General features: G+C 69.2%; 12 protein-coding genes and 1 tRNA gene. 8 read left to right on the forward strand and 5 right to left on the reverse strand.

Going from position 1 to position 18,037, the window contains the following annotated elements; translation table 11 throughout:
• Window positions 1–6: 6 nt before the first annotated feature.
• Window positions 7–1,713 carry a DUF885 domain-containing protein gene (locus Q0D75_RS16370; RefSeq protein ID WP_291055778.1) on the reverse strand — a complete coding sequence of 569 codons (1,707 nt, stop codon included), beginning with the start codon at window positions 1,711–1,713 and terminating at the stop codon, window positions 7–9.
• A 146-nt stretch (window positions 1,714–1,859) separates the two neighbouring features.
• Here Q0D75_RS16370 and Q0D75_RS16375 point away from each other — a divergent pair, with 146 nt between their 5' ends.
• The 3 genes from Q0D75_RS16375 to Q0D75_RS16385 all read left to right on the forward strand — a co-directional run bounded on the left by Q0D75_RS16375 (window position 1,860) and on the right by Q0D75_RS16385 (window position 7,762).
• Complete coding sequence (locus Q0D75_RS16375) at window positions 1,860–2,603, forward strand: hypothetical protein (RefSeq protein WP_291055780.1); 744 nt, start codon at window positions 1,860–1,862, stop codon at window positions 2,601–2,603.
• Window positions 2,600–4,201, forward strand: coding sequence for a DNA polymerase Y family protein (locus Q0D75_RS16380; protein WP_291055782.1), 1,602 nt, complete (start codon window positions 2,600–2,602; stop codon window positions 4,199–4,201). The genes Q0D75_RS16375 and Q0D75_RS16380 overlap by 4 nt, the downstream gene beginning before the upstream one ends.
• A 159-nt stretch (window positions 4,202–4,360) precedes the next feature.
• Window positions 4,361–7,762, forward strand: coding sequence for an error-prone DNA polymerase (locus tag Q0D75_RS16385; RefSeq protein ID WP_291055784.1), 3,402 nt, complete (start codon window positions 4,361–4,363; stop codon window positions 7,760–7,762).
• Window positions 7,763–7,802: 40 nt separating this feature from the next.
• Here the strand turns inward: Q0D75_RS16385 and polA are convergent, their stop codons facing one another.
• Complete coding sequence (gene polA / locus Q0D75_RS16390; RefSeq protein ID WP_291055787.1) at window positions 7,803–10,508, reverse strand: DNA polymerase I; 2,706 nt, start codon at window positions 10,506–10,508, stop codon at window positions 7,803–7,805.
• Window positions 10,509–10,586: 78 nt separating this feature from the next.
• Between polA and Q0D75_RS16395 the strand changes: the two genes are divergently transcribed.
• Window positions 10,587–11,012, forward strand: coding sequence for a hotdog fold thioesterase (locus Q0D75_RS16395; protein ID WP_291055791.1), 426 nt, complete (start codon window positions 10,587–10,589; stop codon window positions 11,010–11,012).
• Window positions 11,013–11,034: 22 nt separating this feature from the next.
• Here Q0D75_RS16395 and Q0D75_RS16400 read toward each other — a convergent pair whose 3' ends face one another.
• A complete protein-coding gene (locus tag Q0D75_RS16400; protein ID WP_291055793.1) occupies window positions 11,035–11,643 on the reverse strand; it encodes a response regulator in 609 nt (202 codons plus the stop codon).
• A 39-nt stretch (window positions 11,644–11,682) separates the two neighbouring features.
• Here Q0D75_RS16400 and Q0D75_RS16405 point away from each other — a divergent pair.
• The 4 genes from Q0D75_RS16405 (at window position 11,683) to Q0D75_RS16420 (ending at window position 15,872) form a co-directional block, all read left to right on the forward strand.
• A tRNA-Leu gene (locus Q0D75_RS16405) sits at window positions 11,683–11,765 on the forward strand.
• Between the two features lie 89 nt (window positions 11,766–11,854).
• Window positions 11,855–14,830 (forward strand): cell wall-binding repeat-containing protein, encoded by a 2,976-nt coding sequence (locus Q0D75_RS16410; RefSeq protein ID WP_291055795.1) that lies wholly within the window; start codon window positions 11,855–11,857, stop codon window positions 14,828–14,830.
• Window positions 14,831–14,847: 17 nt separating this feature from the next.
• On the forward strand, window positions 14,848–15,156 hold the full coding sequence (locus tag Q0D75_RS16415; RefSeq protein WP_291055798.1) for a hypothetical protein: 309 nt from the start codon (window positions 14,848–14,850) through the stop codon (window positions 15,154–15,156).
• Window positions 15,157–15,332: 176 nt separating this feature from the next.
• Complete coding sequence (locus tag Q0D75_RS16420; RefSeq protein WP_291055801.1) at window positions 15,333–15,872, forward strand: hypothetical protein; 540 nt, start codon at window positions 15,333–15,335, stop codon at window positions 15,870–15,872.
• A 109-nt stretch (window positions 15,873–15,981) separates the two neighbouring features.
• On the opposite strand, the gene Q0D75_RS16425 is transcribed toward Q0D75_RS16420, so the two are convergent.
• On the reverse strand, window positions 15,982–16,764 hold the full coding sequence (locus tag Q0D75_RS16425; protein WP_291055803.1) for a hypothetical protein: 783 nt from the start codon (window positions 16,762–16,764) through the stop codon (window positions 15,982–15,984).
• 178 nt (window positions 16,765–16,942) lie between these two features.
• On the reverse strand, window positions 16,943–18,037 hold a 1,095-nt coding region (pyk, locus tag Q0D75_RS16430; RefSeq protein ID WP_291055806.1), incomplete at its 5' end, for a pyruvate kinase.

The raw sequence follows: 18,037 nt of genomic DNA on the forward strand, positions 1-18,037 counted from the left end.
TCGGCCCTACTTCTCGCCGAGCAGTGCGGCACGCAGCGTGTCGAGCCGCACGCCGCCGAGGTCGAGCGCCGTGCGGTGGAACTCCTTCGATGAGAAGGCCTCCTTCTCGCGGGCACGGTAGACGTCGCGGATCTCTTCCCAGATGCGCTGGCCGATCTTGTACGAGGGCGCCTGGCCGGGCCAGCCCAGGTAGCGGTTGACCTCGAAGCGGATGAAAGCGTCATCCATGTTCACGTTCTGGCGCATGAAGTCGAGGGCGTAGCCGGCGTCCCAGGTTCCCTGACCGTCGAGCCGCGGCTTCTGCAGGTGCACGCCGATGTCGAGCACCACGCGAGCGGCGCGCATCCGCTGGCCGTCGAGCATGCCGAGGCGGTCTGCCGGGTCGTCGAGGTAGCCGAGTTCTTCCATCAGGCGCTCGGCGTAGAGCGCCCAGCCCTCGGCGTGGCCGCTGGTGCCGGCCAGCTGTCGGCGCCAGGTGTTGAGCTTGGCGCGGTTGTAGACGGCCTGCCCGATCTGCAGGTGATGGCCGGGAACACCCTCGTGGTAGACGGTCGTCAGCTCGCGCCAGGTGTCGAACTCGGTGACCCCTTCGGGCACCGACCACCACATGCGGCCGGGGCGGGAGAAGTCGTCGGTGGGGCCGGTGTAGTAGATGCCGCCCTCGTGGGTGGGCGCGATCATGCACTCCAGCGCCCGGATCTCTTCTGGGATGTCGAAGTGCGTGGCGCCGAGCTCGGCGACCGCGCGGTCGCTGGTGGCCTGCATCCACTCCTGCAGCGCCTCGGTGCCGTGCAGTTTGCGGCTCTCGTCGCGGTCGAGGAAGGCGATGGCCTCCTGCACGGATGCTCCGGGCAGGATCTCCTCGGCGATCGCCTCCTGCTCGCGCGCCATGCGGCCGAGCTCTTCGATGCCCCACTCGTAGCTCTCGTCGAGGTCGATGGTGGCGCCGAGGAACCGGCGCGACTGGAGGGCGTAGATGTCGCGGCCCACGGCATCCTGCTCGGTGGCGACGGGCGCCAGCTCGTTCTCGAGGAACTGCGCCAGCTTCGAATAGGCCTCGGAGGCGGTGGCGGCCCCGCGGTCGAGGTCGGCTCGCAGCGACGCGGGCAGGCCCTCGGTGGCCTCGGAGGCGACGAAACCGGTGAAGAAGCTCTCGGGACCGGAGTTCTTGCGGGCCTGGGCCAGCACCTCGGAGACCTGGCGCACGGCGGGCGTGATCTCGTGGCGCATGCCGTCGCGGAGGGTGACGATGTAGCCGTCGACGGCCTCTTCGACAGCGGAGAGGCGCCGGGCGATGGTGGACCAGTCTTCAGGGGAGGCCGTGGGCATCAGGTCGAAGACCTCGCGGATGTGCTGCGACGGCGAGTCGATGACGTTGAGGTCGCGGAGGGCGAGCCGGGCCTCGGCGCTCTCGACCGCGAGCTCGAGCTCGCCCGTGAGATCGGCCTTGGTGACCTCGTCGACGTCGTCGGCCGTCTCGGTGGCCGCCAGTTCGGCGAGTACGCCTTTCACGGCCGCGAGATGACGTTCGTGACCCTCGGGCGACAGGTCGCCGAAGCGGTCGTTCACCTCGGTGCGGCCGATATAAGTGCCGAGCACCGGCTCGAGCTCGACGAGGGTGTCGACCCAGGTCTCGGCGATCCGGTCGATAGCGGTCTGGACTCGGGCGGTGGGTGCCCTCAGGCCTTCGGGGGAAGCGGTGGAACTGCTCATTCCTCGACCCTATGACACCCGGCCGACACCGGGGTGGGTCGCGACTCATGAGAGCATCGCTGTGGATTCCACAGGCGCGTTCGTGGACTTTCCCCAGCTCCGTTCCCGCAATTGACTTATTCGAACATATATTCGAACATGAGGGCATGACGGATGCCGCGCTCACGCTCTCCTCCCCCGCTCCGGCGGGCGAGGAGATCCGTCTGCTGCAGTCGCGCATCCAGCAGATGCAGGCCACCAAGCTCGACACCCGGGCGGTGCGCACGCATCCGGCGCTCGAGTCGCTGCTGCCGGGAGGCGCGCTGCGTTCGGGAGCCGCCTATTCGGTCGAGCACTCGACCGCGCTGGTCATGGCGCTGATGGCGGGCCCCTCGGCCGACGGGGTGTGGTGCGGCGTGGTGGGGATGCCCGATTTCGGGGTCGAGGCGGCCTCGCGCTTCGGCATCGATCTCGAGCGGCTCGCCCTCGTGCCGCATCCCGGCGAGGAGTGGCTCACGGTCACCGCGGCGATGGCCGACGTGGTGGGCGTCGTGGTGACCCGGATGCCGGCGCGGGTGCCCGATTCGGTGGTGGCCCGGCTGCAGTCGCGCATCCGGCAGCGCGAGGCGACGCTGATCGTGCTCGGCGACTGGCCGCAGAGCGAGGCGACGCTGCGCATCACCGAGAGCTCGTGGTCGGGCATCGGCCGCGGGCACGGGCATCTGGCCGCGCGCCAGGCGATGGTGTCGGCCACGGCGCGCACGGGCTCCGGGCGGCCTCGGCGGGCGCGGTTGTGGCTGCCCGATCGCGAGGAGCTGTTCCGGCCGGTACTCGAGCAGGCGGGCGCACGCGGTCCGGACGCTCCGGACTCCGTGACTCCGGTTCGGCGGCTGCGCGAGGTGGCGGGATGAGCGCGGCTCCGGCTCCGGTGCGTTCGGTCGTGCTCTGGTGCCCCGACTGGCCGGTCACGGCCACGGCGGGGTTCGAGGGGGTGTCGGCCGAGGAGCCGATCGCCGTGGTCGAGAAGGGCATGGTCTACGCCTGCTCGGCGGCCGCCCGGGCCGACGGGGTGCGCCGCGGGCTCCGGTTGCGGGAGGCGCAGGCGCGCAGTCCGCAGCTGCGCGACTTCGAGCACGATCCGGTGCGCATCAACCGCGCTTTCGAGCCCTTCATCGCCGCACTGGAGGAGATGAGCCCGCAGGTGCAGATCGTGCGGGCCGGCAGCTGCGCCCTGCGGGCCCGAGGTCCTTCCCGGTATTACGGCGGCGAGCATGCGGCGGCACTGGCCTTCCTCGAGCGCTTCGCCGCGCTGGGGGTGACGGATGCGCGCGTCGGCATCGCCGACGGGCTGTTCGCGGCCGATCAGGCGGCCAGGCTCCCCGGGGTCGACCTCATCCGGATCGTGCCGGTGGGGCAGTCGCCCCACTTCCTCTCCGGGCTGCCGGTGCAGCTGCTGGCCGAGGAGGAGCTGACCGCGCTGCTCTGGCGGCTGGGCATCCGCACCCTGGGCGAATTCGCGGTGCTGCCGGCGGAGGATGTGCGCTCCCGCTTCGGCGAGCCCGGTGCGTGGGCGCACTCCCGGGCGAGCGGGCTCGACGGCACACCGGTCACTCCGCGCATCCCGCCCGAGGTGCGGGAGAGCGTCACCGACTTCGAACCGGGCCTCGACCGGATCGATCAGATCGCCTTCGGCATCCGTGCCGCCGCCGACCGTTTCGTCGACGAGCTGGCCGCGGCCCGCTTCGTCTGCACGGCCCTGCGGGTCGAGCTCACGCCCGAGCGCGGGCCGGCCAGGGAGCGCAGCTGGCTGCATCCGCGCTGGTTCGGCTCCACCGACGTGGTCGACCGCGTGCGCTGGCAGCTGCAGGGCGGCAGCATGATCGAGAGCGCGCTCACCTCCCCGATCGTGCGGGTGAGCATCACGGCCGAGACCATCGACCACAGTTCCCACCACGAGACGGGCCTCTGGGGCAGCGGCTCCGACGAGCGGATCCACCACGGGCTGTCCCGGGTGCAGAGCATCGTGGGGCATGAGGGCGTGCTGACGGCCACGATCGGCGGAGGCCGGTCGCCTCGCGAGCGGCAGCTGCTCGTACCCTGGGGCGATCGGGTCGACGAACGGCAGGCCGCCGCCTCCCGTCCGCCGAAGCGCAGGGCTGCGGTCGCAGCCGAGATCGCCCCCTGGCCCGGGAGCATCCCCCCGCCCCTGCCCACCACCGTGTTCGACCGGCCGCGCGCGGTCGTGGTGCTCTCGGCCGGCGAGAAGGAGGTCGTGATCACCGAGCGCGGGCTCCTCTCGGCGCCACCGGTCGTCTTCTCCCCCGATCCCGGTGGCCGGCGCCTGCGGCCGCTCGAGGCCTGGGCGGGCCCCTGGCCGGTCTACGAGCGCTGGTGGGACTCCGCCGCCCGCCGCCGCTTCAACCGCTTCCAGGTGGTGGATGCCGACGGCACCGCCTGGCTCCTCGCCCTCGAGAACGGCCGCTGGTGGGCGGAGGCCAGATATGACTGATGTTCGCCGCCGCCCCTGCGGCGAACCGTGCGAGGCGTTGTACGGGCTCATGATGGGGGCGCCCTCAGGCGGAAAAGCGACGTACACGCCGCCGCTTTTCCGCCGCCGGTGCGGCCTACCGCAGGAAGGGCGACTTCACGGCGCGAAAGGTGTGGGCTGATGGGCTGGCAGAATCCGCCGATTCCTTGGTCGGAGCTCGAGCGGCAGATGTCGGGGCGGACTCGGCCGACGGGGCCGATGGCCAGCGAAGAGACGCACTCGCGCAAGCGGCCCGCGTATGTGCCGCCGCCGGTCGAAGCGTCGGGCGACGAGACCGCCGTGGTGCCCTACGCCGAACTGCACGCGCACTCCACGTTCAGTTTTCTCGACGGGGCCTCCTCGCCCGAAGAACTCGTGCAGGAGGCGGCGCAGCTGCGGCTGAGCGCGCTCGCCCTCACCGATCACGACGGCTTCTACGGTCTGGCCCGCTTCGCCGAAGCGGCCGAGATGCACCACGTCCGCACCGTGTTCGGCACCGAGCTCTCCCTCGATCTGAGCAAGCCGCAGAACGGATCGGCCGACCCCGAAGGCTCCCACCTGCTGGTGCTCGCCCGGCAGCAGGCGGGCTACCACCGTCTCGCGGGCGCCATCACCACGGCGCAACTGGCCCCCGGCGCCGAGAAGGGCAAGCCGCTCTATTCCCTCGACCAGCTGGCCGCCGACGCCGACGGCCAGTGGATGGTGCTCACCGGCTGCCGCAAAGGACAGGTGCGCCAGGCCCTCGCCGCCGAAGGCGCCGACGGCGCCGGCCGCGAGCTCGATCGGCTGGTGGAGCTGTTCGGCCCCGAGAACGTGCTCGTCGAACTCAGCGATCGCGGGCATCCGCTCGACAGCAGCATCAACGACGCCCTGTTCGGCCTGGCCGAGGCGCGAGGACTGATGGCCGTCGCCACGGGCAACGTGCACTACGCCACACCCGACCGGCACCGTCTGGCCGAAGCCGTGGCAGCGGTGCGCGCCCGCCGCAGCCTCGACGAGCTCGACGGCTGGCTGCCCGCCGCGCCGATGGCGCACCTGCGTTCGGGCGCCGAGATGGCGCACCGCTTCGGCCGCTACCCCGGGGTGGTGCAGAACACCGTCGAGGTGGCCGAGCAGCTCGCCTTCGAGCTGCGCCGGGCGAAACCCCGCCTGCCGCGGCAGAACGTGCCGGAGGGGCACACCCCCATGTCGTACCTGCGCGAGCTCGTGCTCGCCGGCACGGCCGACTGCTATCCCGGGGCCGGGCCGGAGGTCTCCGAGCGGATCGAGAAAGAGCTCCGCGTCATCGAGATGAAGGATTTCGCCGGCTACTTCTTGATCGTCTGGGACATCGTGCGTGAGGCCCGCGCCCGCGGCATCCTCTGCCAGGGGCGGGGCTCGGCCGCCAACTCGGCCGTCTGCTACGTGCTGAGGATCACCGCCGTCGATCCGATCGCCTGCCTGCTGCCGTTCGAACGCTTTCTCTCCGCGCTCCGGGAGGAGGAACCCGACATCGACGTCGATTTCGACTCCGATCGGCGCGAGGAGGTCATCCAGTACGTCTATGACAAGTACGGGCGCCGCAACGCCGCCCAGGTGGCCAACGTCATCCAGTACCGGCCGAAGTTCGCGGTGCGCGACATGGCGAAGGCGCTCGGGCACAGCCCCGGCCAGCAGGATGCCTGGTCGAAGCAGATCGAGCGGTGGGGGCCGATGGTCGAGAGCGGCGACCACGACATCCCGCCCGAGGTGATCGAGCTCGCCACCGGGCTGCTCGGTTTTCCCCGGCACCTGGGCATCCACTCCGGCGGCATGGTGCTCACCGACCAGCCCGTGGGTGAGGTCTGCCCGATCGAGAACGCGCGGATGGACAAGCGCACCGTGCTGCAGTGGGACAAAGACGACTGCGCCTGGATGGGGCTGGTGAAGTTCGACCTGCTGGGCCTCGGCATGCTCTCGGCCCTGCAGTACACCTTCGACCTCGTGAAGGAGTCGACCGGCCGCCAGTGGGATCTGCACAGCATTCCCAAAGAAGAGCAGGGCGTCTACGACATGCTCTGCCGGGCCGACTCGATCGGCGTCTTCCAAGTGGAGAGCCGGGCGCAGATGGGCACGCTCCCCCGGTTGCAGCCGCGGCGGTTCTACGACCTGGTGGTGGAGATCGCCCTGATCCGGCCGGGGCCCATCCAGGGCGGAGCCGTGCATCCGTTCATCCGGCGCAAGCTCGGCTTCGAGGAGGTGACCTACCAGCATCCGAAGCTCGTGCCGGTGCTCGAGCGCACCCTCGGGGTGCCGCTGTTCCAGGAGCAGCTGATGCAGATGGCGATGGCGGTCGGCGGATGCGACGGCGACGACGCCGACCTGCTGCGGCGCGCGATGGGGTCCAAGCGGGGGCTCGAGAAGATCTCGCGGCTGAAGACCAAGCTCTACGAGGGGATGGCCGGCAACGGCATCACCGGCGAGCTGGCCGACGACATCTACCAGCGCATCGAGGCCTTCGCGAACTTCGGCTTCGCCGAGAGCCATTCCACGAGCTTCGCCCTGCTGGTGTACGCCAGCTCGTGGTTCAAACTGCACTACCCCGCCGCGTTCCTGGCGGCGCTGCTGCGGGCACAGCCGATGGGCTTCTACTCGCCGCAGACGCTCACGGCGGATGCCCGGCGGCACGGCGTGGAGGTGCGCCGCCCCGACATCCAGCGTTCCGGCGTGCAGGCCGGCCTCGAGCCGCTGCTGCTCGCCGAGGCGGGGATCACCGCCGAGACCGGCCTCGACGAATGCGTGCACACCCCCGCCCCGGTGCCGGAGAAATTCGACCGCGACGCCCCCGACCGCACGGCTGAGCACCGGCGCGACGGCGCTCTGGCGGTGCGGCTGGGCCTGGCCGAGGTCACCTCGATCGGCGAGAAGCTCGCCCAGCGGATCGTCACCGAGCGCGAGCAGCACGGCCGCTACCTCAGCATGGGCGACCTCGCCCGCCGGGTGGGCCTCACCACCTCGCAGCTGGAAGCCCTCGCTACCGCCGGCGCCTTCGAATCGCTCGGCCTCACCAAGCGCGAGGCGCTCTGGGAGTCGGGAAACGCCTCCCAGGAGCGGGCCGAATACCTGCCCGGCACCTTCGTGTCGGTGCAGCCGCCCTTGCTGCCGATGCTCTCGGCCGAAGAACAGGTGGTCTACGACCTGTGGGCCACCGGCATCTCCCCCGACGACCATCCGCTCGCCCACGCCCGCGACGACCTGCGGATGCGCGGAGCCCTCTCGGTGGCAGAGCTGGCTGGCGCCGAGAACGGGCGCCGCATCGAGGTGGCCGGTGTGGTGACCCACCGTCAGCGGCCGGCGACGGCCAGCGGCATCACCTTCATGAACCTCGAAGACGAGACCGGGATCCTCAACGTCATCTGCAGCGTCGGGGTGTGGACGAGGTACCGACGGGTGGCCCGCGATTCACCCGCGCTGATCGTGCGGGGCATCCTGGAACGTTCGAAGGAGGGCGTCACGAACATCGTGGCCGACCGATTCGAGCCGCTCCAGCTCAGCGCCAAGACCGCTTCCCGCGACTTCCGCTGAGCAGCGGCAGCCGACTGCGGCGCCGGAGGCACCGGGGCGGCTAGTGCGCCGCCTCGTTCCAGTTCTGCCCGCGGCCCAGCTGCACCTCGAGCGGCACCGTCAGCGAGGCCGCCGACGACATGCGGCCCTGCACGATCTCCGCCAGAGCATCCCACTCCCCCGGTGCCACGTCGAACACGAGTTCGTCGTGCACCTGCAGCAGCATCTTCGAGCGCAGATCCTGCGCCTCCAGATCGGCGGCCACGTTGATCATCGCGATCTTGATGATGTCGGCCGCCGTGCCCTGGATGGGCGCGTTGAGAGCCGCGCGCTCGTCGTTGTCGCGCAGAACCCGGTTGTTGCTGTTGAGGTTGGCGAAGGGGCGGCGACGACCGAAGATCGTCTCGGTGTAGCCGTCGACCTTGGCCTGCACCACCACGTTGCGCAGGTAGTCGCGCACCGCGCCGAAGCGCTCGAAGTAATCGGTCATCAGCTGCTTGGCCTCGGCCGTCTCGATGCGCAGCTGCTTCGACAGACCGAAGGCACTCAGGCCGTAGGCGAGTCCGTACGACATCGCCTTCACCTTCGTGCGCATGTTCGGCGTGACGTCTTCGGGCTCCACCGAGAAGATGCGGGCACCCACGAAGCGGTGCAGGTCTTCGCCGGAGTGGAAGGCCTCGATCAGGCCGGCGTCGCCGGAGAGGTGCGCCATGATGCGCATCTCGATCTGCGAGTAGTCGGCGGTGAGCAGCGTGTCGAAGCCCTCGCCCACCTGGAAGGCGGCACGGATGCGACGGCCCTCCTCGGTGCGCACGGGGATGTTCTGCAGGTTCGGGTCGGTCGACGAGATGCGGCCCGTGCTCGACCCCGTCTGCACGTAGGTGGTGTGCACCCGCTTGTCGCCAGCGATCGCCTTGTCGACGCCCTCGATGATCTGGCGCAGCTTGGTGGCGTCGCGGTGCGCCAGCAGCAGGCCCAGGAAGGGATGCGGGTTCGAGGCCTGGAGGTCGGCCAGCGCACCGGCATCGGTGGAGAAGCCGGTCTTGGTGGCGCGGGTCTTCGGCATGTCGAGCTGGTCGAAGAGCACCTCCTGGATCTGCTTCGGCGAACCGAGGTTCACCTCGCGCCCGATGATGCCGAAGGCCTCGGTGGCGATCTGCGTGGCCGAGTCGCCGAGCTCGGTCGACAGCGCCGACAGCTCGTCGTGGCTCACGGTGACACCGGTCAGCTCCATCTGCGCGAGCACCAGCAGCGTCGGCATCTCGATCTCGGTGAGCACGCGGCGCGTTCGGTCGTCGAGCAGACCGGACAGCGCCTGGGCGACCCGCCAGACGTACCAGGCCTCGCCCGCCGGGCCGACGACCGTGTCGTCATCCGGAACCAGCTGATTGGGATCGGAGGTGGGAAGCACCTCGAGCAGATGCCGGTCGACGAGCTGGGCGAGCGAACGATCGGCGCTGGAGTCGGGCTTCAGCAGCCAGGCGGCGATCACCGGGTCGAACATCAGGCCGCCGACGGGCAGCCCGGCCGAGCTCAGCGTCTTGATCTGACGCTTGGCGTCGAACAGGATCTTCGGCGAGGGGCCGGCGAGCCAGGCCTCCAGGGGCGCGTAGTCACGGCTGTTCGGGATCCAGGGCAGGAAGACGGTCTCGTGCGCGGTGGCCAGACCGATGGCGATCGGGAAGCCGTCGACCGTCTCGATGTGCACGGCCACGGCATCCGCCACCGACGGCACTTCGCCCTCGCCGGGGCCAGCCGAACGCCGGCCCAGCCAGGCAGCGAGCTCTTCGTCGAGCAGGGTCACCGGGGTCGGCGCGTTCTCGGCCTTCGCCGCGGCCTCGGCGGCCGCTGCCTTGCCCACCTCGGAGTCGCCCGCGATGCCCTCGAGCTTCAGCACCCGGTCGAGCAGCGTGCGGAACTCCAGCCGGGCGAACACGTCGCGCACCTGCTGCTCGTCGGCGGGCTGCCGGGCGAGGTCGTCGGGACCGAACGGCAGATCGACGTCGGTCAGCAGCCGGTTGAGCTTGCGGTTGCGCACCACGCTGTCGACGTGCTCGCGCAGGTTGTTGCCCACCACGCCCGGGATCTCGTCACGGTGCGCCAGGATCTCGTCGAGCGAACCGAACTGGTTCAGCCACTTCACGGCCGTCTTCTCGCCCACCTTCGGCACGCCCGGCAGGTTGTCGCTGGTCTCGCCCACGAGGGCGGCGATCTCGGGGTACTGCTCGGGCCGGATGCCGTACCGGTCGAACACCTTCTCGATGTCGTACCGGGTGAGGTCGGAGACGCCCTGGCGCGAGGGGTAGAGCAGCGTCACCGTGTCGTTGACGAGCTGGATGGCATCCCGGTCGCCCGAGACCACGAAGACCTTGTAACCCTGCTCGGTGCCCTGGCGGGCGAGGGTGGCGAGGATGTCGTCGGCCTCGAAGTCTTCTTTCTCGATCGTGATGATGCCGAGCGCGTGCAGCGCCTCCTGCAGCAGCGGGATCTGCCCGATGAACTCGGCCGGCGTCTCGCCGCGGGTGCCCTTGTACTCGGGGTACTCCCGGGTGCGGAACGAGTATCGCGAGATGTCGAACGCCACGGCGAGATGCGTGGGCTTCTCGGCTTTGAGGAGGTTAAGAAGCATCGCGATGAAGCCGTGGATGGCGTTCGTGTGCTGCCCGTCGCGGGTCTGGAAACTGTCGACCGGAAGGGCGTAGAACGCCCGGAACGCGAGCGAATGTCCGTCGATGATGAGAAGAGTAGGCTGTTCGTTGTCCGGCACACGGCAAGCCTACACACGGCCTCCGACAGCCTCGCGGACAGCCCCCTGGTCAGTTCCCAGAGACAGGATCACGCCCCGATGACGCAGCCCGAAACCCTCCCGCTGGACGCCATGAAGGAATTCGGATACCAGGGAATCGGGGTACTCGCCGAGCGCATGGGCATCGAGTTCCTGGAACTCTCCCTCGAGCGCTGCGTGGCCCGGATGCCGGTGGAGGGCAACACCCAGCCGGTAGGTCTTCTGCACGGCGGAGCATCCGTCGTTCTGGCCGAGAGCCTGGGTTCGACAGCCGCCGCTCTGCACGCCGGCAAGGACCGGTTGGCCAGGGGCATCGAGATCAACGCCACGCACTCCCGGGCCGCGACCACGGGATGGGTGACGGGCGTCTGCACCCCGGTGCATCTCGGGCGCACCCTGGCGACGCACGAGATCGCCATCGAAGACGGCGAGGGTCGCCGCGTGTGCACGGTTCGGATGACGAACATCCTCACCGATCGCCGCTGAGAACTGAGCGGCGCCAGCGGGGCTACTGCTTCTTCGGCGACAGCTGCTCGATGATCGCCTGGGCGACATCGTGCATGGTGAGCCGGCGATCCATCGAGGCCTTCTGGATCCAGCGGAACGCCTCGGGCTCGGTGAGGCCCATCTTCTCGTTCAGCAGGCCCTTGGCCCGGTCGACGAGCTTGCGGGTCTCGAATCGCTCGACCAGGTCGGCGACCTCGGCCTCGAGCGTGATGATCTGGGCGTAGCGCGAGAGGGCGATCTCGATCGCGGGCAGCAGGTCGTTCGGCGTGAACGGCTTCACCACGTAGGCGAGTGCGCCGGCCTCGGTGGCCCGCTCGACGAGCTCCTTCTGGCTGAAGGCGGTGAGCAGCACGACGGGGGCGATGTGGTCTTTCGACAGGCGCTCGGCGGCGGAGATGCCGTCCAGCTGGGGCATCTTCACGTCCATGATGACCAGGTCGGGACGCAGCTCGGTGGCGAGCGCCACAGCCGTCTCGCCGTCGCCGGCCTCGCCGACGACCTCGAAGCCGTTGTCCCGGAGGATCTCGACGATGTCGAGGCGGATCAGGGATTCGTCTTCGGCCACCACTACCCGACGGGGCACGATGGTCGCTGGTTCTTGGTCAGTCACATTTCAACCCTACGGTATTCTTGACCTCGCTCGTAGCAAGCCGGTGTGGCGGAATGGCAGACGCGACGCACTCAAAATGCGTTGTCCGTGAGGGCATGTGGGTTCGAGTCCCACCACCGGTACCCATCCTGAGGCTAGGATTCCCCCACTGACAGGTGTCGATCGGGGGATCGAGTGGCTCGCACGCATTTCTACAAGGTTCTGCACGGGGGTGACGGCCGCTGTCGTGATGGTGCTGTTCGCTTCGCTGAGCGTCCCGGCCACGCCGGCAGCCTTCGCGGCCGAGCCGCCCACGGTGACCATCTCGGGCACGGTGACCGGTGGGGATGCATCGGGTCCGCCGATCGCCGCGGCGGCAGTCACCCTCCGCGACGACGGGGCGCCCGTCGCCACGGCGACGACGTCGTCCGACGGCGCTTACGAGCTCACCGGAGTTCCGGCCGACGGGCGCACCTTCATCCTCACGATCCTTCCTGCCCCGGGGAGTGAGTACCTGCGGAGCGACATCACCCCGATCGTGCCGGACCCGTCCGGTCCCAACACGGTCGATGTCGCGCTCGTTCTCGGTGTGCGCATCTCGGGCACCGTCGCGCTGACCAGCGGCCAGAGCCCGGCCGGCGCCAAGGTCACGGTCCTGAGCAGCGGGTACCCGGTGACCACCCGCACCGTCGGAAGCGACGGCGCGTTCGACATCCCGGGGCTGAATTCCGGCACCTACCGGGTTCGCGGCGAGCTGGCGGGAAATGGTCCCGTCGAGGTCGAGCTGAAGAACACCGTCCTCGGTCAGACCTATCCGGTCGCGCTGGACCTGCTCTCCCCCGGTGTCGTCTCCGGCACCGTGACCTCGTCCACCACGGGACTTCCGCTCGAGGGGATCGATGTCACCCGCAACGGCCAGAGCGCCCGGACGGATGCCGACGGCACCTATGCCCTCACCGCCGCCAGTATCGGCTCGTACCCGGTCACCTTCTCCGACCCTCTCGGCGCCTATGTCTTGCAGACGACCGCGCCCGTCGTGGTCGCGACCGCGCAGTCGATCGACGCCGTCGACGCCGCGCTCGTTCCCGCGGCGGTCATCACCGGTACCGTGTACGGCTCCGATGGCGGCCCGCTCGGCGGCGTCCGGGTCACCAGCGACCTCTTCGGCCCCGAGATCTGGGCGATCAGCGACTTCCAGGGCAACTACCGTATCGCGGGCTTGCCCGCGGGCACCTATCCCCTGGTCGGCCTTCCCGAAGAGGCACCCGCGAGAAGCGGGCACCTCGAGACGGCCGGGCCGACGGTCACCGTCGCCGTCGGACAGCAACTGGACGGCGTGGACTTCGCCCTGGATCCGTTCAGCGTCGTCTCCGGCATCCTCACCCGCTCCGCGCCACTCGAGGGCGACATCACGAAGTTCAGGATCACGTACATCTCCCTGGACGAGTCCTTCACCGAAGACGGCACCAACTACCGCCGCACGGTACAACCGGATGCCGACGGCCGCTACGAGATCGGGCTGCCTCCCGGCCGGTACCTCATCCGGATCTCGCCGCCCTGGGACGGCGCGACAGGCGAGTACGACACGAGCTACGAGATCAGCTGGTGGGAGAACATCCGCGGCGATTTCGACTACGAGTACGCGGACGGCTCTCTCAGCAGCGGCACGAAGATCTTCGTCGTGGAGCGCACGACGCCGGCCAGCCTCGACCTCGCGATCAACCGCGGCAATTCGTTCACCACGGTCCCCTACCCCACCATCACCGGCACGCCCCGCGTCGGGCAGACGCTGACGGCCACGTACGGGACCTTCAAACCCGCCGCCTCGACCGTCCGCTTCGAGTGGCGGCGTGACAGCATCCCGATCCCCGGCGCCACCACAGCGCAGTACGTGGTGACCGACGCCGACATCGGCACGAAGCTCACCTTCGCTCTGACCGGTTCCTCGGCAGCCAGCGGTATCGCGACCTCGGTCTCCGCTCCGGTGACACCTGTCCGAGTGCTCGAGCCCACCCCGACGCCGACGATCGCCGGCTCACCCGCCGTGGGCTCGACGCTGACGGCAGAGCCGGGTACCTGGGGCCCCGCGCCCGTCGCGCTCGCCTACCAGTGGACGCGGAACGGCACCGCCATCGCCGGCGCGACCGCCGTCACGTATCAGGTGCAATCCGACGACGCCGGGAAGAAGCTCGCCGTCACAGTGACCGGCAGCAAGTCCGGGTACCCGACCGTGTCCAAGACCTCGGTCTCGGTGTCCGTGCCGCTGCCGCCACCCGTGGTCGAGCGCCTCGCCGGCCAGGACCGGTACGAAGTCTCCGCCCTCGTCTCGCAGCAGGTGGCTCCTGCTGGCTCGCCGTTGGTCTATCTGGCGAGCGGCGAGAACTTCTCCGACTCGCTCAGCGGGTCGGCGATAGCGGCACAGCGGGATGCCCCGCTGCTGCTGTCGACGCGCGCCTCGGTGCCGGCATCCATCGCCACCGAGATCGTCCGGCTGGCACCGGCGGACATCGTGGTGCTGGGCGGCGAGAACACCCTGAGCCCCGCCGTGATCTCGCAACTGCACGTGATCGTGCCCGGTGCGACCGTGACACGGATCGGCGGGGCCGACCGCTTCGAGATGTCCCGCAACCTCATCCAGGACCCCGAATTCGGGGCCGCATCCTCATCGCGACTTCTGATCGCGACCGGCCGGGGGTTCCCGGATGCGCTGAGCGCCACTCCGGCGGCCGCCTCCGTGGGCGCCCCGGTGCTTCTGGTGGACGGCCAGCGCACCTCCTTCACAAGCGCCGAGCGGAAGCTGCTCCGCGACCGCGGCATCACCTTCGTCACGCTCATGGGAGGCACGGCCAGCGTGAGCGGTGGGCTGCAGAGCCAGCTGGACGGCCTCGGCATCACCAACGGCCGGGTCTCCGGTGCCGACCGGTACGCGGTGTCGCAGAAGACGGCGACCCAGTTCTTCCGGGCCCAGAACTCGCGTGACGTGGTGTACATCGCCACCGGCGAGAACTTCCCGGACGCCCTCTCTGGCGGCGTGCTCGCGGCCTACGCCCAGCCGACGCCGATCTTCCTGGCCCAGAAAGGCTGCCTGGATGAGGGGATGATCGATCACATCCTGGCGCTCAAGACGAAGCGCATCGTGATCCTCGGCGGCCCCGACACAATCGCGTTCTCGAGCTTCCCGCTCCCTGCCTGTCCCGCACGGGGATAGGCCGCTAGCATCTGTGCATGGCCGACCGTGACGCACCGGAGGGTGCCCGCATCCCGCGCGACGCGGTGATCGCGGCGAACAGCCTGCTCGACGCCGTGATCTCGCAGAGCAGCGAGAGCACGATGCCCTCCAACCTGGCTGCGATGGACCTCGCCCTGGCACCGCTGTTCGACAGCGGGCCGGATCTCGACCCCGGCGACGTGCACGGGGCCGCCGTGGTGTGCATCGCGTGGCTGGCCGCCCGGGCGGCGGAGAGCAGTAACGCCGATCCCGAGGTGATCATCGCCGAGCTGCGCGAATTCCTGGACTCCTTCCCCTCGGAATGACGTCGAAGGACCACGGGTGAACCCGCTCCCGGCTCGGGGTGAAAGCCGGGGTTAAAAGGGAGAAGACGTCCAGAGGGCGCTCAGCTCGCTCGCTAGATTCGGATTCGATTCCTACCCATCTCGCGGCCACCTGACCCCGGCCGTTTCGAATCCCGTCCTACTGAAAGGGCATACCCATGTCTGAAATCGCCAACATCAACGATGCCGAGAGCGCACGCGGACTGACCCGCCGTCAGGTGACCCTCGGCGCCGCCTGGAGCGTTCCGGTGGTCGCGATCGCCGTCGCCACGCCGCTGGCCGCAGCCAGCGTCGTCTTCGACAGCCCCACCGCCTTCGTGACCGGCACGCTGACCGCGACCGGCACGAACCAGACCGCTCGCAGCGCGACCTACTCCGGAGGTGCCCTCACCTACAACAGCGCGGGCGTGCCCGGGCTGAACTCCGGCAACATCACGCTCAGCTTCCTCAACAACCGGACGCCGAGCTGGACGCTGTCGGGCGATATCGTCACCGCCTACCAGAACGCCGGCTGGACGCTGGTGAGCTCATCCGCCGCGGCCACGGTGTTCATCCACTCAGCCATCAACAACGGCCAGAGCGTCACGATGCCCTCGGTCGTCTGGAACGCGCCGATCGGCTCCAGCAAGCCGCTGCTGACCATCCAGGTATCCTCCGACTCCGACGACGTCTCCGGTCTGGGACTCTTCCTGAACTAAGGCCACTCAGGGCATCCTGCTCCCATACGAAGAACCCCCTCGCGCAACAGAGCGAGGGGGTTCTTCGTATGCCCGGCGTGTTCGGTCATCCGCCGTGGCTGGCGAGTGACTAGCCGGCCGGGATCGGCGTCGGGGTCACGGTCGGCGTGGGTGTCGGCGTCGAAGCCGCGGCCACCGCCTCGGAGAAGATCGCGATCGGCACGTACTGGTGAACGATCTGCGTCGTGTAGCTGTTCGACAGCGGCGAGGTCTCGTACGAGAGCTGCATCGCGAAGTCGAGCATCACACCCTGGGTGTCGTCGGAGACGACGCCGATCTGTTGCGACTCCAGCTGCAGACCGCCCTTGGGCGAGGTGATCAGCAGGCCGAGACCCTGCTCCGACCGCAGCGCCTCCGGGTCGAGGGTGACCTTCAGCGGGTCGGTGTTGAGGTTGTAGGGCGTCTCCACCACTCCGGATGCCGTGCTCGTCTTGGCGGTCACGGTGATGTTCGACATGTAGACGCGACGCTTCTGGTCGAAGGGCGCCTCGGCCGGCACGCGGTTGTCGTAGACGCCGATGACGAACGAGAAGCGCTTGTCGGCCAGCGGGGTCCAGTCGTGCGTCTTCTGCTCGGTCCAGACGTCGAGCTTCAGCTGCAGCTGGTCGGCGATGTCGACCGTGGGGTGCACCGAGCCCATGTCGGTGAAGACCGAGGCGAACTGCAGGTTCGCGTCGGTCGAGGTGGCGCTCAGATCCGTCTTCGTGCTGTCGGCCCCGGATCCGTTGTAGACGCCGGGCGTGGGCTGGATGCCGAACAACGGCATGATCGTGGAGCAACCGGACAGGGCGACGACGGTCGCGAGGGCGGCCCCCACGCTGAGGGTGCGCAGAACGAGGCGCTTGCTGGGCATCATCGGAATCTTTCGTTCGGACATCAAAGGCTGTGGAGCATCCGAAATCTAACAGCCGCCCTGCGCCCCGAAACGAGGAACGGCCAGGAACCGATCGAACATTGATCGAATCCTGGCCGAAACCTGAGGTTCTGCCGAGCGGTCCTTCAGCAGGCCCCTCGGTCGGGTGACACGCGCCCTAGTTGTCGAAGGTCTCCGGCTTCTCGGGCTTGTGCGCCGAACCGATGACGTGCACGCGCATGTCGTTGGTGGAGCCGGACACCCCGGGAGGGGAACCGGAGATGACGATGACCTTGTCGCCGATCTGAGCGCGGCCGAGGCCGAGCAGCACGTCGTCGACCTGCACCATCAGCTCGTCGGTGTGGGTGACCCGGTCGACCAGGTAGGACTGCACGCCCCAGCTCAGCGCCATCCGGTTGCGGATGCCGGGCTCGGGCGTGAAGCCGAGGATCGGGATGATGTTGCGCAGGCGAGTCATCCGGCGCACGGAGTCGCCCGACTCGGTGAACACGCAGAGGAACTTGGCTCCGACGAACTCGCCCACCTCGGCGGCGGCGAGGGTGACCGCGCCGCCCTGGGTGCGGGGCTTGGTGCCGAGCGCGGGGATGCGCTCGAGGCCGTGCTCCTCGGTCGACTCGATGATGCGCGCCATGGTCTGCACGGTGATCACCGGGAACTCGCCCACACTGGTCTCGCCCGAGAGCATGACCGCGTCGGCGCCGTCGAGCACCGCGTTCGCACAGTCGGATGCCTCGGCGCGCGTCGGGCGCGGCGACGAGATCATCGACTCGAGCACCTGGGTGGCCACGATGACGGGCTTCGCCATGCGGCGCGAGAGCTCGACCGCGCGCTTCTGCACGATCGGCACCGCCTCGAGGGGCAGCTCGACGCCGAGGTCGCCGCGGGCGACCATGATGCCGTCGAAGGCGTCGATGATCTCCTCGAGGTTGTCGACCGCCTGCGGCTTCTCGATCTTGGCGACGACGGGAACGCGGCGGCCCTCTTCGTCCATGATGCGGTGCACGTCGTCGACGTCGGCCGCGTTGCGCACGAAGGAGAGCGCGATGTAGTCGGCGCCGAGCTTGAGGCCCCAGCGCAGGTCGGCGATGTCCTTCTCGCTCATCGCGGGCACGTTCACGGCCACGCCGGGCAGGTTGATGCCCTTGTTGTTCGACACCGCACCGGGGACCTCGACGCGCGTCGTGACGACGGTGCCGTCGGTCTCCAGCACGCGGAGCCCCACCTTGCCGTCGTCGATCAGCAGCGGGTCGCC

This window comes from Herbiconiux sp., from assembly GCF_023264855.1.
Classification (GTDB): domain Bacteria; phylum Actinomycetota; class Actinomycetes; order Actinomycetales; family Microbacteriaceae; genus Herbiconiux.